This window comes from Streptomyces sp. FXJ1.172 (genome assembly GCF_001636945.3).
Classification (GTDB): Bacteria; Actinomycetota; Actinomycetes; order Streptomycetales; family Streptomycetaceae; genus Streptomyces.
This window is the reverse complement of record NZ_CP119133.2, coordinates 5,538,301-5,557,400: the sequence shown is the minus strand read 5'-3', so window position 1 is coordinate 5,557,400 and position 19,100 is coordinate 5,538,301. Positions and strand designations below refer to the sequence as shown.

Annotated in this window: 16 protein-coding genes, 1 tRNA gene and 1 riboswitch; of the genes, 3 read left to right on the top strand and 14 right to left on the bottom strand. The window is 70.4% G+C overall.

Annotation, left to right across the window (positions count from 1 at the left end; genetic code table 11):
- Window positions 1–9: 9 nt before the first annotated feature.
- Window positions 10–321 (bottom strand): hypothetical protein, encoded by a 312-nt coding sequence (locus A6P39_RS24905; protein WP_079133388.1) that lies wholly within the window; start codon window positions 319–321, stop codon window positions 10–12.
- A 99-nt stretch (window positions 322–420) separates the two neighbouring features.
- On the opposite strand from A6P39_RS24905, the gene A6P39_RS24900 reads away from it, so the two are divergent.
- Window positions 421–651: a DUF4287 domain-containing protein gene (locus tag A6P39_RS24900; protein ID WP_067045839.1), complete on the top strand. Its 231-nt coding sequence runs from the start codon at window positions 421–423 to the stop codon at window positions 649–651.
- A 75-nt stretch (window positions 652–726) separates the two neighbouring features.
- Here A6P39_RS24900 and A6P39_RS24895 read toward each other — a convergent pair whose 3' ends face one another.
- The 3 genes from A6P39_RS24895 to A6P39_RS24885 all read right to left on the bottom strand — a co-directional run bounded on the left by A6P39_RS24895 (window position 727) and on the right by A6P39_RS24885 (window position 3,156).
- Complete coding sequence (locus A6P39_RS24895; RefSeq protein ID WP_067045837.1) at window positions 727–1,587, bottom strand: Bax inhibitor-1/YccA family protein; 861 nt, start codon at window positions 1,585–1,587, stop codon at window positions 727–729.
- Between the two features lie 198 nt (window positions 1,588–1,785).
- Window positions 1,786–2,961 carry a 4-hydroxybenzoate 3-monooxygenase gene (locus tag A6P39_RS24890; RefSeq protein WP_067045835.1) on the bottom strand — a complete coding sequence of 392 codons (1,176 nt, stop codon included), beginning with the start codon at window positions 2,959–2,961 and terminating at the stop codon, window positions 1,786–1,788.
- A 108-nt stretch (window positions 2,962–3,069) separates the two neighbouring features.
- Window positions 3,070–3,156 (bottom strand) — tRNA-Leu (locus A6P39_RS24885).
- A 532-nt stretch (window positions 3,157–3,688) separates the two neighbouring features.
- Here A6P39_RS24885 and A6P39_RS24880 point away from each other — a divergent pair.
- Window positions 3,689–4,459, top strand: coding sequence for an ABC transporter ATP-binding protein (locus tag A6P39_RS24880; RefSeq protein WP_067045833.1), 771 nt, complete (start codon window positions 3,689–3,691; stop codon window positions 4,457–4,459).
- Window positions 4,459–6,987: an ABC transporter permease gene (locus A6P39_RS24875; protein WP_067045831.1), complete on the top strand. Its 2,529-nt coding sequence runs from the start codon at window positions 4,459–4,461 to the stop codon at window positions 6,985–6,987. The genes A6P39_RS24880 and A6P39_RS24875 overlap by 1 nt, the downstream gene beginning before the upstream one ends.
- An 83-nt stretch (window positions 6,988–7,070) precedes the next feature.
- Here A6P39_RS24875 and A6P39_RS24870 read toward each other — a convergent pair whose 3' ends face one another.
- The 10 genes from A6P39_RS24870 to A6P39_RS24825 form a co-directional block, all read right to left on the bottom strand.
- Window positions 7,071–8,366, bottom strand: coding sequence for a class I SAM-dependent methyltransferase (locus A6P39_RS24870; RefSeq protein WP_067045829.1), 1,296 nt, complete (start codon window positions 8,364–8,366; stop codon window positions 7,071–7,073).
- 221 nt (window positions 8,367–8,587) lie between these two features.
- Window positions 8,588–9,967 (bottom strand): NAD(P)/FAD-dependent oxidoreductase, encoded by a 1,380-nt coding sequence (locus A6P39_RS24865; RefSeq protein ID WP_079133387.1) that lies wholly within the window; start codon window positions 9,965–9,967, stop codon window positions 8,588–8,590.
- Between the two features lie 483 nt (window positions 9,968–10,450).
- Window positions 10,451–11,392: a Ppx/GppA phosphatase family protein gene (locus A6P39_RS24860; protein WP_067045825.1), complete on the bottom strand. Its 942-nt coding sequence runs from the start codon at window positions 11,390–11,392 to the stop codon at window positions 10,451–10,453.
- The gene (locus A6P39_RS24855) at window positions 11,389–11,955 is read right to left on the bottom strand and encodes a DUF501 domain-containing protein (protein WP_067045823.1); all 567 of its coding nucleotides are present in this window, start codon (window positions 11,953–11,955) and stop codon (window positions 11,389–11,391) included. The genes A6P39_RS24860 and A6P39_RS24855 overlap by 4 nt, the downstream gene beginning before the upstream one ends.
- Before the next feature lie 104 nt (window positions 11,956–12,059).
- Window positions 12,060–12,536, bottom strand: coding sequence for an FtsB family cell division protein (locus A6P39_RS24850; RefSeq protein WP_067045821.1), 477 nt, complete (start codon window positions 12,534–12,536; stop codon window positions 12,060–12,062).
- 105 nt (window positions 12,537–12,641) lie between these two features.
- A complete protein-coding gene (eno, locus tag A6P39_RS24845) occupies window positions 12,642–13,928 on the bottom strand; it encodes a phosphopyruvate hydratase (RefSeq protein ID WP_067045819.1) in 1,287 nt (428 codons plus the stop codon).
- 335 nt (window positions 13,929–14,263) lie between these two features.
- On the bottom strand, window positions 14,264–14,959 hold the full coding sequence (locus A6P39_RS24840; RefSeq protein ID WP_067045817.1) for a LysM peptidoglycan-binding domain-containing protein: 696 nt from the start codon (window positions 14,957–14,959) through the stop codon (window positions 14,264–14,266).
- 4 nt (window positions 14,960–14,963) lie between these two features.
- Window positions 14,964–15,138, bottom strand: a riboswitch (cyclic di-AMP (ydaO/yuaA leader).
- A 182-nt stretch (window positions 15,139–15,320) separates the two neighbouring features.
- Complete coding sequence (locus tag A6P39_RS24835; RefSeq protein ID WP_067045814.1) at window positions 15,321–16,412, bottom strand: LysM peptidoglycan-binding domain-containing protein; 1,092 nt, start codon at window positions 16,410–16,412, stop codon at window positions 15,321–15,323.
- Between the two features lie 149 nt (window positions 16,413–16,561).
- Window positions 16,562–17,905 (bottom strand): cytochrome P450 family protein, encoded by a 1,344-nt coding sequence (locus A6P39_RS24830; protein WP_443052955.1) that lies wholly within the window; start codon window positions 17,903–17,905, stop codon window positions 16,562–16,564.
- The gene (locus A6P39_RS24825; RefSeq protein ID WP_067045869.1) at window positions 17,902–18,951 is read right to left on the bottom strand and encodes a nucleoside triphosphate pyrophosphohydrolase; all 1,050 of its coding nucleotides are present in this window, start codon (window positions 18,949–18,951) and stop codon (window positions 17,902–17,904) included. Before A6P39_RS24825 ends, A6P39_RS24830 begins: the two co-directional genes overlap by 4 nt.
- Window positions 18,952–19,100 lie beyond the last annotated feature (149 nt).

Sequence of the window (19,100 nt, the reverse complement as noted above, 5' to 3'; positions counted from 1 at the left end):
GCGGGGGCCTCAGACCCCGGCCCGCTGCCGCGCCTCCTCCACCAGCCTCACCGCTTCGGTGACCTCACTGTCACTGCGCAGCACCAGCCCCAAGTCGTGCGCGGCCACGAGAATCTGATCGGCCGCAGCGAACATCCCGGCATCCGGCATCTGCCGGGGCTCGCTGCCCGGCTCCTCGACACGCTGAGCCCACCGGGCCAACTCCCTGGCCAGCGCCAGGGCCTCGGCCGCGGCTCCTCTTTGCAGCCGGCTCTGCGGCGCCGCGCGCAATCTGTCGGCGAAGTGATCCACTGCTCGGGTCAAGGGCGTCGTATCAACCACGCGCCGAGCGTAACGCGCCGCACTGTTGCCAATACGCGAACGCTCAGGCACGGTGACGTGAAGGACCGGCTTACATCCCCTTTGCGTTCGGAGGCGCCGATGTCCCAGCTCTTCTCCGAGGAGACCCACCGCAATCTGCTCGCCCGCATCCCCCACTGCACCGGTCGTGAAGTCTCCGACTGGCTGCGCACCGTAGAAGAAGGACCCGCCCTGGTCCGCTTCGAGGAGAAGGTCAGCTGGCTCAGGCACGAGTACGACCTCGCGTACGGCCACGCGAAGGCCATCGTGCACGAATACGACTTGAGGAGGGCGGCCCGCAAGCTGCTCTAGAGCGGCGCAAGGCCCCGGGCTGTGTCAGCCCGGGGCCCTCTCGCCTCACCGCATGTCCGCCGAACGGCGCAGCGGCTAGTCGCTGTTGGTGAAGATCGCCACCAGTCGCAGCATCTCCGTGTAGATCCACACCAGGGCCACGGTGAGACCGAACGCGGCGAGCCAGGCCTCGTTGCGCGGGGCGCCGTAGGCGATGCCGTCCTCGATCTGCTTGAAGTCCAGCGTCAGGTAGAACGCGCCGAGCAGGATCGAGACGATGCTGACGAGCGCGCCGAGCGGGCCGAAGCTGCGCAGGCCGCCGTTCTCGGCGACGCCGAGCACCACCAGCAGCAGGTTGACCGCCATGACGACCATGAAGGCCATCGCGATGGCGATGCCCATACGGGCGTAGCGCGCGGTGACGCGGATCCAGCCGGCCTTGTAGACCAGCAGGGTCGCGCCCAGAACCGCCATGGTGCCGAGCACCGCCTGGAAGGGGGCGCCCTGCCAACGGCTGTTGTAGATCTCGCTGATGACGCCGAGGAAGACACCCTCGAACGCGGCGTACCCGAGGATCAGAGCGGGCGACGGGGTCCGCTTGAAGCTCTGGACCAGCGCCAGGACGACAGCGATCAGCCCGGAGCCGATGGCCAGGCCGTAGCTGGTGGCCGAGACCGGCAGCAGCGCCCAGGCGATGACGGCGCCCAGGGCGACCGTGCCGAGCGTCATGGCCGAGCGGACGACGACGTCGTCCATGGTCATCCGGTCGGTGGTGACCGGGGCCTGCGGGGGCGCGCCGTACTGCACACCCTGCTGGGCGTAGGGGTTTTGCGCGTAGGGGTTCTGCGCGTACGGGTTGCCCTGTGCGTACCCGGCCTGCGGTGCGGTGTTGAAGCCGGCGTAGCCGTTGTCGCGGCTGAACCCCCGTCGCGAGAAGACCGGGTTACTGCTCCTCATTTCACTCCTCCATGGCTGCCGAGCGCAGCCTTGGCTCAAAGCGTAATGGATTGGCAAAGGATCGACCATGATACCTGAGGAGGATCTTTCCCCTGCCGTGCTCCCCAACACGCTACGCGGGCAGGCGATTCCCGGCCATGGGTGATCGCGATCCATGACGAACCTGCTACGAAACCGAGAGAAAACCGCCCGGCCGGCCTACCCGAGCGGGAAACCGGTGTACGCCTCGGCCAGGTCGGTCTCGGCCGCGCGCGAGGAGGCGATCCGCTCCAGCCGGGCCTGCTGGAGGCGGCCGTCGAAGGCCGTGGCGTCCGGGGCGGGGTGCAGCAGGGTCGTCATGTCGCAGGAGAACCGCTCGGCCTGCCAGACGCGCCGCAGGCAGGTCGCGGAGTAGGCGTCGAGGAGGTCCGGGGAGCCGGTCTCCTTCTCGTGGGCGAGCGCCCGGGCGAGGGTGACGACGTCGCCGACGGCCAGGTTCAGGCCCTTGGCGCCGGTCGGCGGGACGATGTGGGCGGCGTCACCGGCGAGGAAGAGCCGGCCGTGGCGCATGGGTTCGTGGACGTAGGAGCGCATCGGTGTGACCGACTTCTGGGTGATGGGTCCGCGCTCCAGCCGCCAGTCGTCGTCCGTCTCGAAGCGGCGCGCCAGTTCCGGCCAGATCGCCTCGTCCGTCCAGTCGCCGGCGTCCGTGCCGGCGGGCACCTGGAGGTAGAGGCGGGACACGGACGGGGACCGCATGGACAGCAGGGCGAAGCCGCGTTCGTGGCGGGCGTAGACGAGTTCGTCGTGCGAGGGCGGGACATCGGCGAGGACGCCGAGCCAGGCGTAGGGGTACGTCCGCTCGAACACGCGCGAGAGCGCGGCCGGGACGGCGGAGCGGGCCACGCCCCAGAAGCCGTCGCACCCGGCGACGTAGTCGCACTCGAGCACGTCCTCGCGGCCCTGGTGCCGGAAGGGGATGCGCGGCCGGTCGCCGGCCGCGCCCTCCACCGCCAGCGCCTGCGCCTCGAACAGCAGCGGCCCGCCCTCCTTCAGCTGCAGGGCGATGAGGTCCTTGCACACCTCGGTCTGCGCGTACACCCACACCGAGCGTCCGCCGGTGAGGCCGGGGAAGTGGACACGGTGGCGGCGGCGGTCGAAGCGCAGCTCGATGCCGTCGTGGCGCAGCCCCTCCCGGTCCAGCCGCTCCCCGGCGCCGACGGCGCGCAGCACGTCGGCCGTGCCCTGCTCCAGGATCCCGGCGCGCTGGCGGTGCTCGACGTAGGCACGGTCGCGGCTCTCCAGGACGACCGAGTCGATGCCGGCGCGGTGCAGCAGCCGCGCCAGCAGCAGCCCGGCCGGCCCCGCTCCGATGATCCCGACGGTGGTGCGCATCGGCTCCGCCCTCCCTGCGCCGTTCGTCTGGTGAACTTTCCTTCACCATCTGCAGCGCGAGTCTCCGCCGGGACGTATCCGATGTCAATGGGTGAGAGAGGGACGCGGTGGTGCCCGGAGCCGGACTTGAACCGGCACGCCCGCGAAGGGGCAGCGAGGTTTAAGCTCGCCGTGTCTGCATTCCACCATCCGGGCAGGCCATGGGCTCCGCGTCGAGGAGTCCGAGCCTATCGGGACCCATCCCCCGAACAGCGGAAGGGCGGACCGATGTTGTCTTATTTTATTGACGTCTGAGGGTGCATCAGCCCGCGGAACGCGCCATCCGCACTTGCCAAACAGCGTGACGTGACCGGGGCGGGCGTGTACGTGAAATGACGGAATTTCACCGTCCGAACGAGGGCGTTCCACCTGTTCTCGACAACGTTCGGCGGCATTTCGACAGCGCCTGTGCCGTTCCTCGATTGCCACTCGATTGCTTCTCGGGCACATCTCGTGCACGACTCCGCGACGGCTTCCGCAATTTCCCGACCGGGTCCCGGCGGCAACGCGACCGCGGGCCGACCGCCTCTCAGGGTCGGCCGTCCTCCCCAGGTATGACACGGCCGCCTCCCGTCCGACCCGAGTCGCCCCCAGGAACCGGAACAGCGGCTGACTCCACGCGCCGTCCGCGCCGAGAGGATGGAACGGTCCCCAGGAACACACGTCATCCCGACAGGAGCACCGTCCCGTGACCACCACACCCACCGCCGGCCGGACCACCGCCGTGGCCGCACGCGCCACGGAGCTGTCGAAGATCTACGGGCAGGGTGAGACCCGGGTGGTCGCCCTGGACCGCGTCTCCGTCGACTTCCGGCAGGCCGAGTTCACCGCGATCATGGGCCCGTCCGGCTCCGGCAAGTCCACGCTGATGCACTGCGTGGCCGGCCTCGACACCTTCTCCTCGGGTTCCGTGCGCATCGGTGAGACCGAGCTGGGCTCCCTGAAGGACAAGCAGCTCACCAAGCTGCGCCGGGACAAGATCGGCTTCATCTTCCAGGCCTTCAACCTGCTGCCGACGCTGACCGCGCTGGAGAACATCACCCTGCCGATGGACATCGCGGGCCGCAAGGCCGACAAGGCGTGGCTGGACCGGGTGATCGAGATGGTGGGGCTGTCCGGGCGGCTCAGCCACCGGCCCTCCCAGCTCTCCGGCGGCCAGCAGCAGCGGGTGGCGGTCGCCCGCGCCCTCGCCTCCAGGCCCGACATCATCTTCGGCGACGAGCCGACCGGAAACCTCGACTCGCGCTCCGGCGCCGAGGTACTCGGCTTCCTGCGCAACTCGGTGCGCGAACTGGGCCAGACGGTGGTCATGGTGACCCACGACCCGGTCGCCGCCGCCTACGCGGACCGCGTGGTCTTCCTGGCCGACGGCCGGATCGTGGACGAGATCCACGGCCCCACGTCCGACGCCGTCCTCGACCTGATGAAGCAGTTCGACGCGAAGGGCCGTACCAGCTGATGTTCCGCACCGCCCTGCGCAACGTCCTCGCGCACAAGGCCCGGCTCCTGATGACCGTGCTCGCCGTCATGCTCGGCGTGGCGTTCGTGTCCGGGACGCTGGTCTTCACCAACACCATCTCCGACGCCTACCAGAAGAGCAGCGCCAAGGGCTTCGACCAGGTCGACGTCGCCGTACGGGCCAAGTACCAGGACTCCGAGGGGGACAAGGTCGGCCGGACGCCCGATCTGACCCAGGCGCTGCTGCAGAAGGCCGCCAAGGTCCCGGGCGCGGCCTCCGCGACCGGTGTCGTCACCGGCTTCACCGCCCTCGCCGACAAGGACGGCAAGCTGGCCGGCGGCGACTGGCAGTCCACCGGCGGCAACTACTGGGGCACCAAGGACGCCCGCTACCCGCTGGTCAGCGGTCACGCCCCGCACGGCAGGGGCGAGGTGCTGATCGACTCCAGGACCGCCGAGCGCACCGGCTACAAGACCGGCGACACCGTGCGGCTCTCCGTCGACGGCCCGGTCCTCACCCCCACCGTCGCGGGCATCTTCACCACCGACGACGGCAATGTCGCCGCGGGCGGCAGCCTCACGCTCTTCGACACCCCGACCGCGCAGGCCCTGTTCGGCAAGAAGGGCGCGTTCGACGAGATCGACGTCAAGGCCGCGGCCGGCACCAGCCAGGCGGCGCTGAAGGCCGAGCTGGACAAGGCGCTGCCGGCGCACCTGGTGGAGACCACCACCGGCAAGCAGCTCGCCGACGACCAGGCGCGGAACATCGCCAGCTCGATGAGCGGTCTGAAGCAGGCTCTGCTGGTCTTCGCCGGCATCGCGCTGTTCGTCGGCACGTTCATCATCGCCAACACCTTCACCATGCTGGTCGCCCAGCGCACCCGGGAGCTGGCCCTGCTGCGCGCGGTCGGTGCCTCGCGCCGCCAGGTCACCCGCTCGGTGCTGATCGAGGCGTTCGCGGTCGGCGCGGTCGCCGGGGTGAGCGGTCTGGCCGTCGGCATCGGCATCGGCGCGGGCCTGCGCTCGCTGCTGGGCTCCTTCGGCGCGAGCGTGCCGGACGGACCGCTGGTGATCACCCCGGGCACCGTGGCGTCCGCCCTCGCGGTCGGCATCCTCATCACCATGCTGGCCGCCTGGCTGCCCGGCCGGCGGGCCGCGAAGATCCCGCCGGTGGCGGCGATGAGCAGCGTGCACGCCAAGGCCACCACCAAGTCGCTGGTGCTGCGCAACACTCTGGGCGCGCTGTTCGCGGCGGCCGGCGTCGCGGTGGTCCTGACGGCCACCACGATGAGCGCCGACTCCGCCCAGGGCCCGATGGGCATCGGCGCGGTCCTGCTGATCATCGGCGTGTTCATCCTGACCCCGCTGCTGTCCCGCCCGCTGATCGCGGCCGCCGCCCCGGTGCTGCGCGTCTTCGGTGTCTCGGGCAAGCTGGCCCGCCAGAACTCGGTGCGCAACCCGCGCCGTACGGCGGCCACCGCCTCCGCGCTGATGATCGGCCTGACCCTGATCACCGGCATGACGGTGATGGCGGGCAGCCTGCAGACGGCGATCGACAAGATGGCGTCCTCGGCGATCCGCGCGGACTACGTCGTCTCGATGGCCAACCGCTCGCCCCTCTCCCCGGACGTGGCGCACAAGCTCGCCGCCGCCGACGGCGTCACCGCGAGCAGCCCGCTGCGCAACGCCCCGTCCCGCATCGACGGCAAGACGGAGTTCCTGACCGGCGTCGACGGCGCGTCCATCACGAAGCTGACGGACCTGAAGGTGGACGACGGCTCCTTCACGGTGGGCGGCTCGCAGGTCGTCGTCGACAAGGACCGGGCCAAGGAGCACGGTTGGACGCCCGGTTCGCACTTCACCGCCCACTTCGAGGACGGCAAGGCACGGCAGCTGACGGTCGCCGGTGTCTACGAGGGCAACGACATGATCAACGGGATCATGCTCGACAACAAGGTCCTCACCCCGCACCTGAAGGACCCGGCCGACATGCAGGTCATGGTCAAGACGGCGGACGGCGCCTCCGCGGCGACGAAGGACGGGCTGGCGAAGGTCCTGGGCACCAACCCGGCGATCAAGATCCAGGACAAGCAGGACATCTCCAACAGCATCGCGCAGATCTTCTCGACGATGCTGAACATGCTCTACGGTCTGCTCGGCATGGCGGTGATCGTCGCGGTCCTCGGGGTCATCAACACCCTGGCCATGTCGGTCTTCGAGCGCTCCCAGGAGATCGGCATGCTCCGCGCGATCGGCCTGGACCGCAAGGCGGTCAAGCGGATGGTCCGGCTGGAGTCCCTGGTGATCTCCCTGTTCGGCGGGGTCCTCGGCATCGGCCTCGGCGTGTTCTTCGGCTGGGCGGCCGGCCAGCTGCTGGGCACGAAGATGCCGACGTACGAACTGGTCCTGCCCTGGGGCCGGATGGCGGTCTTCCTGCTGCTGGCGGGCATGGTCGGCGTCCTGGCCGCCCTGTGGCCGGCCCGGCGCGCGGCGCGGCTGAACATGCTCGCGTCGATCAAGGCCGAGTAGCCGTACCGGCACCGACAGGAGGAAGGGGAGGGGGGCCTCGCAGCCGCGAGGCCCCTTTGCCGTACGGACTGCGTACGGACCCGTCAGGCCGTGTTCCAGGTGCGGGTGCGCAGCGGCAGCCCGGAGCGGCCCGGCTCCGGGGTGCGGATCGCCAGGACCTGGTTGACGCCGATGCGGTTGCGCTCGAAGGCGAGTGCGCAGGCGGCCATGTACAGCCGCCAGACGCGGGCGCGGCCGGGGCTGGTGAGCCGGACCGCGTGGTCCCAGTCCCCCTCCAGGTTGGCGACCCACCGGCGCAGGGTGCGGGCGTAGTGCTCGCGGATGGACTCCACGTCCCGCACCTCGAACCCGGCGCGCTCCAGCTGGGTGACGGTGGTGCCGAGCGGAGCGAGTTCGCCGTCCGGGAAGACGTAGGCGTCGATGAACTCGTCCACCTGGTACGTCGTTTCGTCGTGCTGCGGGCGGCGGGCGATCTGGTGGTTGAGCAGCCGTCCGCCGGGCTTGAGCAGGCCGTACAGCTGGCGGGCGTACTCCAGGTAGCGTTCGGCGCCGACATGTTCGGCCATGCCGATGGAGGAGATCGCGTCGAAGGGGCCGTCCACGACGTCCCGGTAGTCCTGGACCCTGATCTCCACCCGGTCGGCCAGGCCCTCGTCGGCGACCCGCTTACGGGCGTAGACGGCCTGTTCCTGGGAGAGGGTGACCCCGACGACGCTCACGCCGTGCTCGCGGGCCGCCTGCAGGGCCATGGAGCCCCAGCCGCAGCCGACGTCCAGCAGCCGCTGGCCCTCCGTCAGGCCGAGTTTGGCGCAGATGAGTTCGAGCTTGTCGCGCTGGGCGGACTCGAGGGTTGCGTCCTGGTCCCAGTAGGCGCACGAGTACACCATGGACGGACCGAGGACGAGTTCGTAGAAGTCGTTGCCGACGTCGTAGTGGTGGCTGATGGCCCGTCTGTCGGAGTGCCGGGTGTGCAGGTGCCGGCGGGGCCTGCGGACCTCCTCGCGCGGCGGGGCGGGCGGCAGGGGCGGCCCGGCGAGCCTGAGCAGTTCGCGGACGGCGGCGCGGACGCCGGGGTCACGCACGGCCTGGAGGAGGCCGCGGGAGCCCTCCTCGCGTTCCCACACCAGTCCCGCCATCGCGTCGAGCGCGGTGTACAGGTCGCCCTCGACCTCCAGGTCGCCCGCGACCCAGGCGCGGGCGAGGCCCAGTTCACCCGGTTTGAACAGCATGCGGCGCAGGGCGCGGCGGTTGCGGACGACCAGCGCCGGCGCGTCCGGCGGCCCGGCCTGTGATCCGTCCCAGGCCCGTAGCCGGACCGGGAGCGGGACTCCCAGCACCTGTTCGGCAAGACTCCTCAGCCGCGACGCGGCGTCGGCCATGGCGCACACCTCCAAGACGTCGATCCCGGATGCCGGTATCCACGTAAACACCGTCGGCTCTTCGGCGCAGTCCCGCAAAGGAGTTACAACTGGGCAAAATAGTTGTAGATGCCATGTAGATGACCCTGGTCCGGGAACGCCGAAAGACCTCCCGCACCACGGATGGCGGGAGGTCTTTCGGGTGGTTCGACGGCCCGGGGCCGAAAGGCGCTGACCGGGGGTCAGGAGGCCTTGGCCTTCTCCTCGGTCTTGGCGGGGGCGACCGGCGCCGGCTTGGCGGCCTCGTAGAACTCCTCGCGGGGGTTCTCCATGGCGCCGAGGGAGACGACCTCGCGCTTGAGGAACATGCCGAGGGTCCAGTCGGCGAGGACGCGGATCTTGCGGTTGAAGGTCGGCATCGCCATGCCGTGGTAGCCACGGTGCATGTACCAGGCGAGGCGGCCCTTGAGCTTGATCTTCATCTTGCCCATGACGATCATCGCCACGCCCTTGTGCAGGCCGAGACCGGCGACCGCACCCTTGTTGGCGTGCTCGTACTCCTTCTGCGGGAAGCCCCGCATACCGGAGACCACGTTGTCGCCGAGGACCTTCGCCTGGCGCAGCGCGTGCTGGGCGTTCGGCGGGCACCAGGCGTTCTCGTTGCCCGCCTTGCGGCCGACGAGGTCCGGGACCTGTGCGTTGTCACCGGCGGCCCAGATGTAGTCCGTGCCCTTGACCTGGAGGGTCGGCTCGCAGTCGACGTGGCCGCGCGGGCCGAGGGGCAGACCGAAGCGGGCCAGGGCCGGGTTCGGCTTGACGCCGGCGGTCCACACGATCGTGTTGGAGTCGACCTCGAGGCCGTTCTTCAGCACGACGTGGCCGTCCACGCAGGAGTCCATGGAGGTGGAGAGGTAGATCTCCACGCCCCGGCTCTCCAGGTGCTCCTTGCCGTACTGGCCGAGCTTCGGGCCGACCTCGGGAAGGATCTTGTCGGCGGCGTCGACGAGCACGAAGCGCATGTCCTCACGGGACACGTTCTTGTAGTACTTGGCCGCGTCCCGGGCCATGTCCTCGACCTCGCCGATGGTCTCCGCACCCGCGAAGCCACCGCCGATGAAGACGAAGGTGAGCGCCTTGCGGCGGATCTCCTCGTCGGTGGTGGACTCGGCCTTGTCGAGCTGCTCGAGCACGTGGTTGCGCAGGCCGATGGCCTCCTCGACACCCTTCATGCCGATGCCCTGCTCGGCGAGGCCGGGGATCGGGAAGGTGCGGGAGACGGCGCCGAGCGCGATGACCAGGTAGTCGAACGGCAGCTCGTACGCCTCGCCCACCAGCGGGGCGATCGTGGCGACCTTGCGGTCCTGGTCGATGGTGGTGACCCGACCGGTGAGGACCTCCGCCTTGGGGACCACGCGTCGCAGCGGGACGACGACGTGGCGCGGAGAGATGTTGCCGGCGGCGGTTTCGGGGAGGAAGGGCTGGTAGGTCATGTACGACCGGGGGTCGACGACCGTGACGGTCGCCTCTCCGAAGCGCATCTTCTTGAGAATGCGCCGAGCTGCGTACAGGCCTACGTACCCACCGCCTACTACGAGGATCCTGGGACGCTCCGTGGTGCTCATGGCATCGAGTATCCACCCGCACCTCGAGGGGTGCTCGTGCGCCCCTTCACAAGGTTCGACAGGGCCTGTGCTAAACTCCGCGGCCCGCGTGACACAGGTCATGCGACCGCAGGGGAACCCCGAGGCGGTTCGCCCCGTTGTCAAGGCCGCGTGAGCTGCCACTCCGGGCCGTTCGAGGCCTCGACGAGGACCCCGGCGAGGGGCTCGTGACACCCTCCGGAGACGCTCGCGCGAGAGCCCCGGAAGTCCGCCTGACGAGCCGCTGAGCCCCCGGACGGGCCAATGGGGGCTCTTTGATCCCTCGCCAGGACCCAATTCCTTGTGAAGAACTTCACGAAGTTTTCCGACAGCGTGTCACCGGGCGGCCCGAACAGCCCGCTCACACGTTATCCAACCTGCTCAACGGAGGCTACCGACCAGTAGCAAACAACTGGGAAAGCAGCCTCCGCGGCAGGCCCGGGCAGGCCGGTACGGCCCGCCCGGCTACGCCAGCGACCAGGCGATTCCGTCGAGGATGTCGTGCTCGCTCACCACGACCTCCGCGGCGCCGATCCGCTCCATGATCGCGAGCAGGACGAGGGCGCCCGCCCCGATGACGTCGACCCGGCCCGGGTGCAGCGACGGGACCGCGGCACGCTCGGCGTGCGTGGAGCGCAGCAGCCACTCGGTGATCTCACGGACGCGGTCGTAGGAGACCCGGGAGTGGTGGATGCGCGCGGAGTCGTACTCCGGCAGGTCCTGGGCGATGGCCGAGATGCTCGTGACCGAACCGGCGAGGCCCACCAGGGTGTGCGCCTCGCGCAGCGGGACGGTCTGCTCCGCGAGGTCCAGGGCGGCCTCGATGTCGGCCCTTATGGCGGCGATCCGCTCCTCGGTGGGCGGGTCGGTGACCTTGCCGTCCAGCACCAGGTGCCGTTCGGTCATCCGCACACAGCCGACGTCCACCGAGCGCGCGGCCCGCACGTGCTCCTCGCCGACGACGAACTCGGTGGAGCCGCCGCCGATGTCCACGACGAGATACGGCTTGGTCAGGTCGTCCCGGCCGATCAGTTCCCTGGTGGCGCCGGTGAAGGAGAACTCGGCCTCCTGCCCGCCCGTGATCACTTCCGGCTCGACCCCGAGGATGTCCAGCACCCCGCGCACGAACTCGTCGCGGTTCTCGGCGTCACGGGAGGCGGAGGTGGCGACGAAGCGCAGCTTCTCGGCGCCGTGCTCCTTGATGACCGCGGCGTACTCGCGGCAGGCGGCGAACGTACGCTGCAGCGCCTGTGGCGCGAGCCGGCCGGTGCGGTCGACCCCCTGGCCGAGCCGCACGATCGTCATCCGGCGGTCCAGGTCGACGATGTCGCCCGTCCTGGTGTCCGCGTCCGCGACCAGCAGACGGATGGAGTTCGTACCGCAGTCGACGGCGGCGACACGGGTCACTTCTCGTCCCCCTGGGTCTGCTCGGTGTCCTTGGTGTCCTCGGCGTCCTCGGCGAGCGTCACGCACGCGCCCTTGCGCCACCACTCCGGCAGCATCGCCAGCGCCTCGTCGCCGAGCGGGTTCACGCCCGGGCCGGCGGCCAGCGAGTGGGCGACCAGGACGTGCAGGCACTTGACCCGGTCCGGCATGCCGCCCGCGCTCGGGAAGCCCTTCAGCTCCTCGATCTCGTCCCGGCGCCGGATGTAGTCCTCGTGCGCGGCCCGGTAGGCGGCGGCCAGCTCCGGGTCGCTCTGCAGCCGCTCGGTCATCTCCTTCATCACGCCGTTCGCCTCCAGCGTGCCGATGGCGGAGGACGCCTTCGGGCACGTCAGGTAATACAGCGTCGGGAAGGGCGTGCCGTCGGGCAGCCGCGGCGCCGTCTCCACGACGTCCGGCTGGCCGCAGGGGCAGCGGTGCGCGATGGCCCGAAGGCCCCGCGGCGGGCGGCCCAGCTGCTGCTTGAAGGCCTCGACGTCCGCGTCGGTGGGCTCGGTGCGCTCGGTGGGCGGCGGGGGCGTTTCCATGACTGCTTCAGGTCGGCTTTCTGACGATGACTTGATCGATGACGATGACTGGATCGAGGCGGGACCGACGGCGGGACCGATGACTGGACCGATCGCCGGATCGGTCACTGGTCGGAGGCGTCGGACTTGTCGACCCCGTCCCAGACATTGGCGTACCACGGCCGCTGGGCGGCCCTCAGGTCGGTGCGGGACTGCCTGGCCGTGCCGGGGTCGACGACCACGTACCCGGTCTCCCCCGGCATCACATAATGCAGCCTGCGCCGGATCTGCTGCTCGGCATAGGAGTCGTCCTGCCAGCGCGCCTTGAGGTCGCGCAGCTGCTCGACGCGTTTGCGGGCCTGCTGCTGCTGCCGCTGGAGGTCGGAGATCTGCGCGCGCTGGGTGACGTACTGGCGCATCGGATAGGCCAGCGCGACGATCATCGAGCACAGCACCAGCGCGAGCAGCGCGGCGCGGCCGGTGAGCCGGGAGCGGCGGGCCTGCCGCTTGGTCTGGGAGCGGTAGACCCGGGCGGCCGTCTGCTCGCCGAGCAGCCGCAGCCTGGTCGCGGTGGAGAAACGGTCCCGGTCCCTGACGGCCATCTGGCTCTCCGCCTCCCCTTTCACACGTGCGTACGTCCCCGGACACGGTACGGGACCGGGTACGGGGACGTACGTACGACTGGCTAAGCCTTACCCCAGGTTGGGTCAGCCCTTGAAGCGGGGGAACGCGCTGCGGCCGGCGTACACCGCGGCGTCGTCGAGGATCTCCTCGATGCGCAGCAGCTGGTTGTACTTGGCGACGCGCTCGGAGCGGGCCGGGGCGCCGGTCTTGATCTGGCCGCAGTTGGTGGCGACGGCGAGGTCGGCGATGGTGACGTCCTCGGTCTCGCCGGAGCGGTGGGACATCATGCACTTGAAGCCGCTGCGCTGGGCCAGCTCGACGGCGTCCAGGGTCTCGGTCAGCGAACCGATCTGGTTCACCTTCACGAGCAGGGCGTTGGCGGTGCCCTCCTCGATGCCGCGGGCGAGGCGCTCGGGGTTGGTGACGAACAGGTCGTCGCCGACCAGCTGGACCTTGTCGCCGAGCTTGTCGGTGATGACCTTCCAGCCGGCCCAGTCGTCCTCGAACAGCGGGTCCTCGATGGAGACCAGCGGGTACGCGGAGACAAGCTCCTCGTAGTACTCGGTCATCTCGGCGGCCGAGCGGGACTTGCCCTCGAACTCGTACTTGCCGTCCTTGTAGAACTCGGACGCGGCGACGTCGAGCGCGAGCGCGATCTGCTCACCGGGGACGTACCCGGCCTGCTTGATGGCCTCGAGGATGAGGTCGAGGGCGGCACGGTTGGACTCGAGGTTCGGGGCGAAGCCGCCCTCGTCGCCGAGGCCGGTGGACAGGCCCTTGTTCTTCAGGACCTTCTTCAGCGTGTGGTAGACCTCGGCACCCCAGCGCAGCGCCTCGGAGAAGGACTCCGCGCCGATCGGGGCGATCATGAACTCCTGGATGTCCACGTTGGAGTCGGCGTGCGAGCCGCCGTTCAGGATGTTCATCATCGGCACCGGCAGCAGGTGCGCGTTCGGGCCGCCCAGGTAGCGGAAGAGGGGGAGGTCGCTGGCCTCGGAGGCGGCGTGGGCGACGGCGAGGGAGACGCCGAGGATGGCGTTGGCGCCGAGGGAGCCCTTGTTGTCGGTGGCGTCCAGGTCGAACATGGCCTGGTCGATCAGGCGCTGCTCGGTGGCGTCGTAGCCGACCAGCTCCGGGCCGATCTGCTCGATGACGGCGAGGACCGCCTTCTCCACGCCCTTGCCCAGGTAGCGGTTCGGGTCACCGTCGCGCAGCTCGATGGCCTCGAAGGCACCGGTCGAGGCGCCGGACGGGACGGCGGCACGACCCGTGCTGCCGTCGTCGAGGCCGACCTCGACCTCGACCGTGGGGTTGCCTCGGGAGTCCAGGATTTCCCGGGCTACGACGACGTCGATGGACGGCACGAGCATCTCCTTCTTGGATGTGACGCTGGAAGTGCGGGGCGGTGTGCCTTACGGCTGTGCCTTGCGACTAGAGCCTAACCGCCTTGGGAGGATCAGCCGGCGACCGACCGTCCCGTGGACGGGGAGGACACGCAGACGGTACCCATTGTTCACCCTCGGAACAAAGGGGGGTGCCGATGAGACCCTGCTGAAGAGTGGGGAAACAAAAGCCCCGCCCCGGCGCGTACGGGGGAACACGCGCCGGGGCGGGGAGCCCGTGGGGACGGGGGGTGGCCCTCACGGGGCCTTCAGCGTGGGGGGCGGGGATGTGAGGGCACTGTGCGAGGGCTCGCAGCCGGGTGTCACTTCAGGTGCAGCTGCTGGCCCGGGTAGATGAGGTTGGCGTCCTCGACGATGTCCTTGTTCAGCTTGAACAGCTTCTGCCAGCCGCCCTGCACGTGGTGCTTCTCGGCGATGGAGCTGAGGCTGTCGCCCTTGACGACCTTGTACTCGCCGTCGCCCTTCTTGACCTTCTTGCCGGTCGGGGTGGTGACGGTCTTGGCCGCCGACGGGGCCGTGCGCTCGGCGGAGCGGTTGGCGGCCTGCTGGTCGGTGGAGCGGGTGGCCGCACCCGTGCTCGACGAGGTGGTCTTCGACGAGGTGGTGGGGGCGGAGCCGTTGTAGGCGGCGGAGGACAGGCCCGTGCCGCAGACCGGCCAGGCGCCCTTGCCCTGCGAGGCGAGGACCTTCTCGGCGACGGCGATCTGCTGCGCCTTGGTGGCCTGGTTGGCCTGCGCGGCGTACTGCGTGCCGCCGTACGCGGCCCAGGTGGAGGCGGTGAACTGCAGGCCGCCGAAGAAGCCGTTGCCGGTATTGATGGACCAGTTGCCACCCGACTCGCACTGGGCGACCGTGTCCCACTCGGAGGCGGTGGCGGCGGAGGCGTTGCCGGCCGCCATCAGCGGGGCGGCCACGGCGGCGCCGGTGACACCGGCGAGTGCGACGACGCGGACGGCCTTGGACGGGCGGCGGTGCTTGCCCTTGCCGGAGAACAGCATGGATCGATCCCCTCACCGACGCCTGCGAGGTGAGCTGTCGGGTTCGGGCCGGTTGAGTTGCCCGGCCGCGGGCCCGCTGTTCGCGAGCCGCGGCTTCACCCCCAGCCGGTTCCGGCATCAACTACCGGTTCCGGCGCCTACCTTGGGTCCCCCGCTCCTGCCTACGGCGCTTGACGCGACGACTGTTCCCGGGCAATCGCTGGCAGGATTCGGCGTTGCGACTGCCGGGGCTCGTGGTGACGAGCGGTCCTGACCGTAGACATGCGTTCGGCGGAATTTCAAAGACGATCAGGGCTTCTGAGACTCATCCCACACTTTCACCAAACCGGACATCGGCCGCGAAACGGGGCGCCAACTCCCGCTACTCGTCGCCCTTTTCGCCCCCGACATTCAGGGTCTGACCGGCGGCGATGTGGTTCGGGTCGGCACCGATGGCCTTCTTGTTGCCGGCGTACAGCGCGCGCCATCCGCCGTCGACGCCAAGGGAGTCGGCGATGGAGGTGAGGGTGTCGCCCTCGCGGACGGTGTACGCGTCCGGCTCGCGGCTCGCGTGACGGCCCGAGGACGGGGCGCTTTGACCGTTTGCCGCACCTTCGTCCGCACTGCCGCCGCGGTGACGTCCGCCACTGCTGAGGGCCCCGGTGTCGACGAGGCTCCAAGAACCGGCACCCTGCGGGGAATTGTCCGACTCGTCCGTTCCGGGAGTCGCCGTGGGGTAGCTGTCGGCTCCCTGCGAGTTCCCGCTGCCGGAGGAGCCGGACGAACCGGAAGAGCCGGATGCATCCGCCTTGTCGGTCTTGTCGGACTTGGGGGCGTTGCTCCCGGTGGAGCCGTGCGTCGCGCCCGGCGTCTTGTCCGCACCCCCGCTCGGACTCGGGGACGGCGTGACGCCGGTGCCCGTGGACGAGCCCGAGCCGGACGCCGGGCCGGAGGGGGAGCCGGAACCGGACCCGGTTCCGGAACCGGAGGAATCCGACAGACCGGACGCGCCGGAGTCGTCGGCCGATCCGGAGTCATTGCCCGACGCCTTGCCGTTCCCGGAGTTCCCGACGCCCGTGTCGACGTCGACCGAACCGGAGTTGGAGGTCAGCCCGGCCGTCAGGGCGCACATCGTCCACGGCTTGGTGCCCTGGTCGGCCAGGATCTTCTCGGCGACGGCGATCTGCTGGGAGCGGCTGGCCTGGTCGGCACTGTCGGCGTACTGCGTGCCGCCGTACTTGGCCCAGTCGTCCTGCGATATCTGCAGGCCGCCGTAGTAGCCGTTGCCGGTGTCCGCGCTCCACGAACCGCCGCTCTCGCACTGGGCGACCTTGTCCCACGTGGTGCCGTCGGCCGCGTCGGCGCTCGCGGCGCCGAGCAGCGGGATGGCGATGGCGGAGCCGGTCACCCCTGCCGCGACGAGGAGGGCCGGAGCCTGACGGGGGCGACGGTGACGACCGTTCCCGGTGAGCATGCGGAAACCTTTCGTGCGACAGCAGGACCGGCGCGGCGGGTGGTGCCTGTCGCCACGCTGATGGGTGAACGTATCGGCAGACGATCACTTGTCACAAGTTAATGCCGCGCAGATCACGTGAAGATCACAGAGTTGAACGCCCTTCACGTTCACGGTTCTACGACTTCACGGGTGGCCGGAGTGAACTCCACAGGCAGGGTGCGCAGGCCCCGCATGATGAGCCCGCCGCGCCGGCGCAGATCGGCCGGATCGGCGGCGAGCCGCAGGTCGGGCAGGCGGGTGAGCAGGGTGGCGAGCGCGCTCTGGCCCTCCAGGCGGGCGAGCGGCGCGCCGAGGCAGTAGTGGATGCCGTGGCCGTAGCCGAGGTGCTGGTTGTCACGGCGGGCGAGGTCCAGCACGTCCGGTCCGGCGAACCGCTCCGGGTCCCGGTCGGCCGCGGCCAGCACGACGAGCACGGGATCCCCGGGCGCGATGTCCTGCCCGCCGATGGCGAGCGGCTCGGTGGCGAACCGCCAGGTGGCCAGCTCCACCGGGCCGTCGTAGCGCAGCAGCTCCTCGATGCCGGTCTCCAGCAGGTCCCGCTCCCCTCTGACCAGGGAGTCCTGCAGCCGATGGCGCTGCTCGGGGTGGGTGAGCAGGGCGTAGGTGCCGTTGCCGATCAGGTTCACGGTGGTCTCGAAACCGGCGAAGAGGAGGATGAAGGCCATCGCGGCGGCCTCGTTCTCGGTGAGGTGCTCGCCGTGGTCCGAGGCGCGGATGAGGCCGGAGATCAGGTCCTCGCCGGGCGCCGGCTCCGCGGGCAGCGCCTGCCGCTTCCGGTGGATCAGCTCGGCGAGATAGCCGCGCATCTTCTTGACCGACCGGGCGACGCCGCCCCTGGGCCCGCCGCCGTGCCGGATCATCATGCCCGCCCAGTCCCGGAAGTCGTCCTGGTCCTCGCGCGGGACGCCGAGCAGGTCGCAGATGGCGTAGATGGGCAGCGGGAAGGCGAACTCGTGGATGAGGTCGGCGGACCCCCTCTGCGCGAACTGGTCGATGAGCCGGTCGGTCAGCTCCTGCACGCGCGGCGCGAACTCGGCCACGCGCCGGGGTGTGAACGCCTTGCTGACCAGCCGGCGCAGCCGGGTGTGGTCCGGCGGGTCGATGTTCAGCAGATGGGTCATCAGCTCGGCCTTGCGCTCACCGGGGATACCGGTCTTGCCCTTGGCGTGCGCGGGCTCGTCGTGATGCGCCGGGTTCTTGCTCAGGCGCTGGTCGGCGAGTGCCTGCCTGGCGTCGGCGTACCGGGTGACCAGCCAGGCCTCGACTCCGCTGGGCAACCGCGTCCGGTGCACCGGGGCGTGCTCGCGCAGCCAGGCGTACGCCGGGTACGGATCGGTGGCGAACTCCCAGGAGAACAGCTCGGGAACGGGTCCCGGGGCGCAGGTCGCGGCGGAGTCGGCCGGGGTGCCCGGGCTGCCGGGGGTGGTCGGGGGGTGGTGCTGGTCGGTCACCCCTCGACGGTATCCGGACCCGTCCCCTGGTCCTGCTCCGGTGCCGTGGCCTCCGGCGCCGGCGCCGTGCCCTCCGCCTGCCGTATCGCGTCGCGGTACGTCCGGGCCGCCGCGCGCAGGGCCGCCTCCGGGTCGACGCCGGCCGCCTCGGCGCGGACCGCCAGGGCGAGCAAGTCGTAGCCGACGCCCTCGCCGCGCGGCAGGGGGACGTCCAGGCCCGCCATGCGGACGCGGGAGGCGAGCTTGGCGGCGAGGGCCAGGCCGGGCTGGCCGAGCGGGACGCCCTCCGTGACCGAGGTGCGCCGCTTCTCCTCGGCCTTGGTGCGCAGCCAGTGCTCCTTGACGTCCTCCGGTGTCTCGGCCTTCTCGTCCCCGAAGACGTGCGGGTGGCGGTGGATGAGCTTGGCGACGATGCCGCCGGCCACGTCGTCGACGGAGAACGGCGCGTCCGGGTGCTCCTCGGCGATCCGGGAGTGGAAGACGACCTGGAGGAGGACGTCGCCCAGTTCCTCGCGCAGCTCCTCCCGGTCACCCGCCTCGATGGCCTCGACCAGCTCGTACGCCTCCTCGATGCCGTACTTGGCGAGGCCCTCGTGCGTCTGCCGGGAGGACCAGGGGCATTCGGCGCGGATGCGGTCCATGACCTGCACGAGGTCCAGCAGGCGGGCGCCGGGCAGGTCGTAGGAGGCGGGCAGCAGCTCCAGCTCCGGCATGGCGGTGCGGCCGGAGCCGGCCAGCCGGGCCAGGCCGTCGGTGAGCGCGGGCTCGCCCTCCCCGGTGGCCACGACCACCACCGTCCGCCCGCCTGCGCACGCGTCGACCAGCTCCTGCGCGGTGGGGGACGCCTGCGTCACCGCTGTCCCGGCCTCGCGCAGATACGGCAGCTGCGGATGCGCGCCGTCCGCGCACAGCACGGCGTCGGCGGCGCGCAGGGCCTGCCAGGCGGGCCAGGACAGCAGGCCGGGGGCGACGCGGTGGCTGGTGGTGAGCAGGACGATACGGCCGGGGTCGGCCGCCGGGGCGAGGTCGGAGCTGGATGCGTTCACGATCCGAACGTAGCCCACGGCGGGAGGGAGCGGATTCGGTTGTCCACAGGGCAGGGTGGATCGTGTGATCGTATGACCGAAGCCTGGCACGCTCGGCCCGCTGCCGTACCGCTCCGGCGCCCGGCCCAGCCGCCCGCTACGCCGTCACC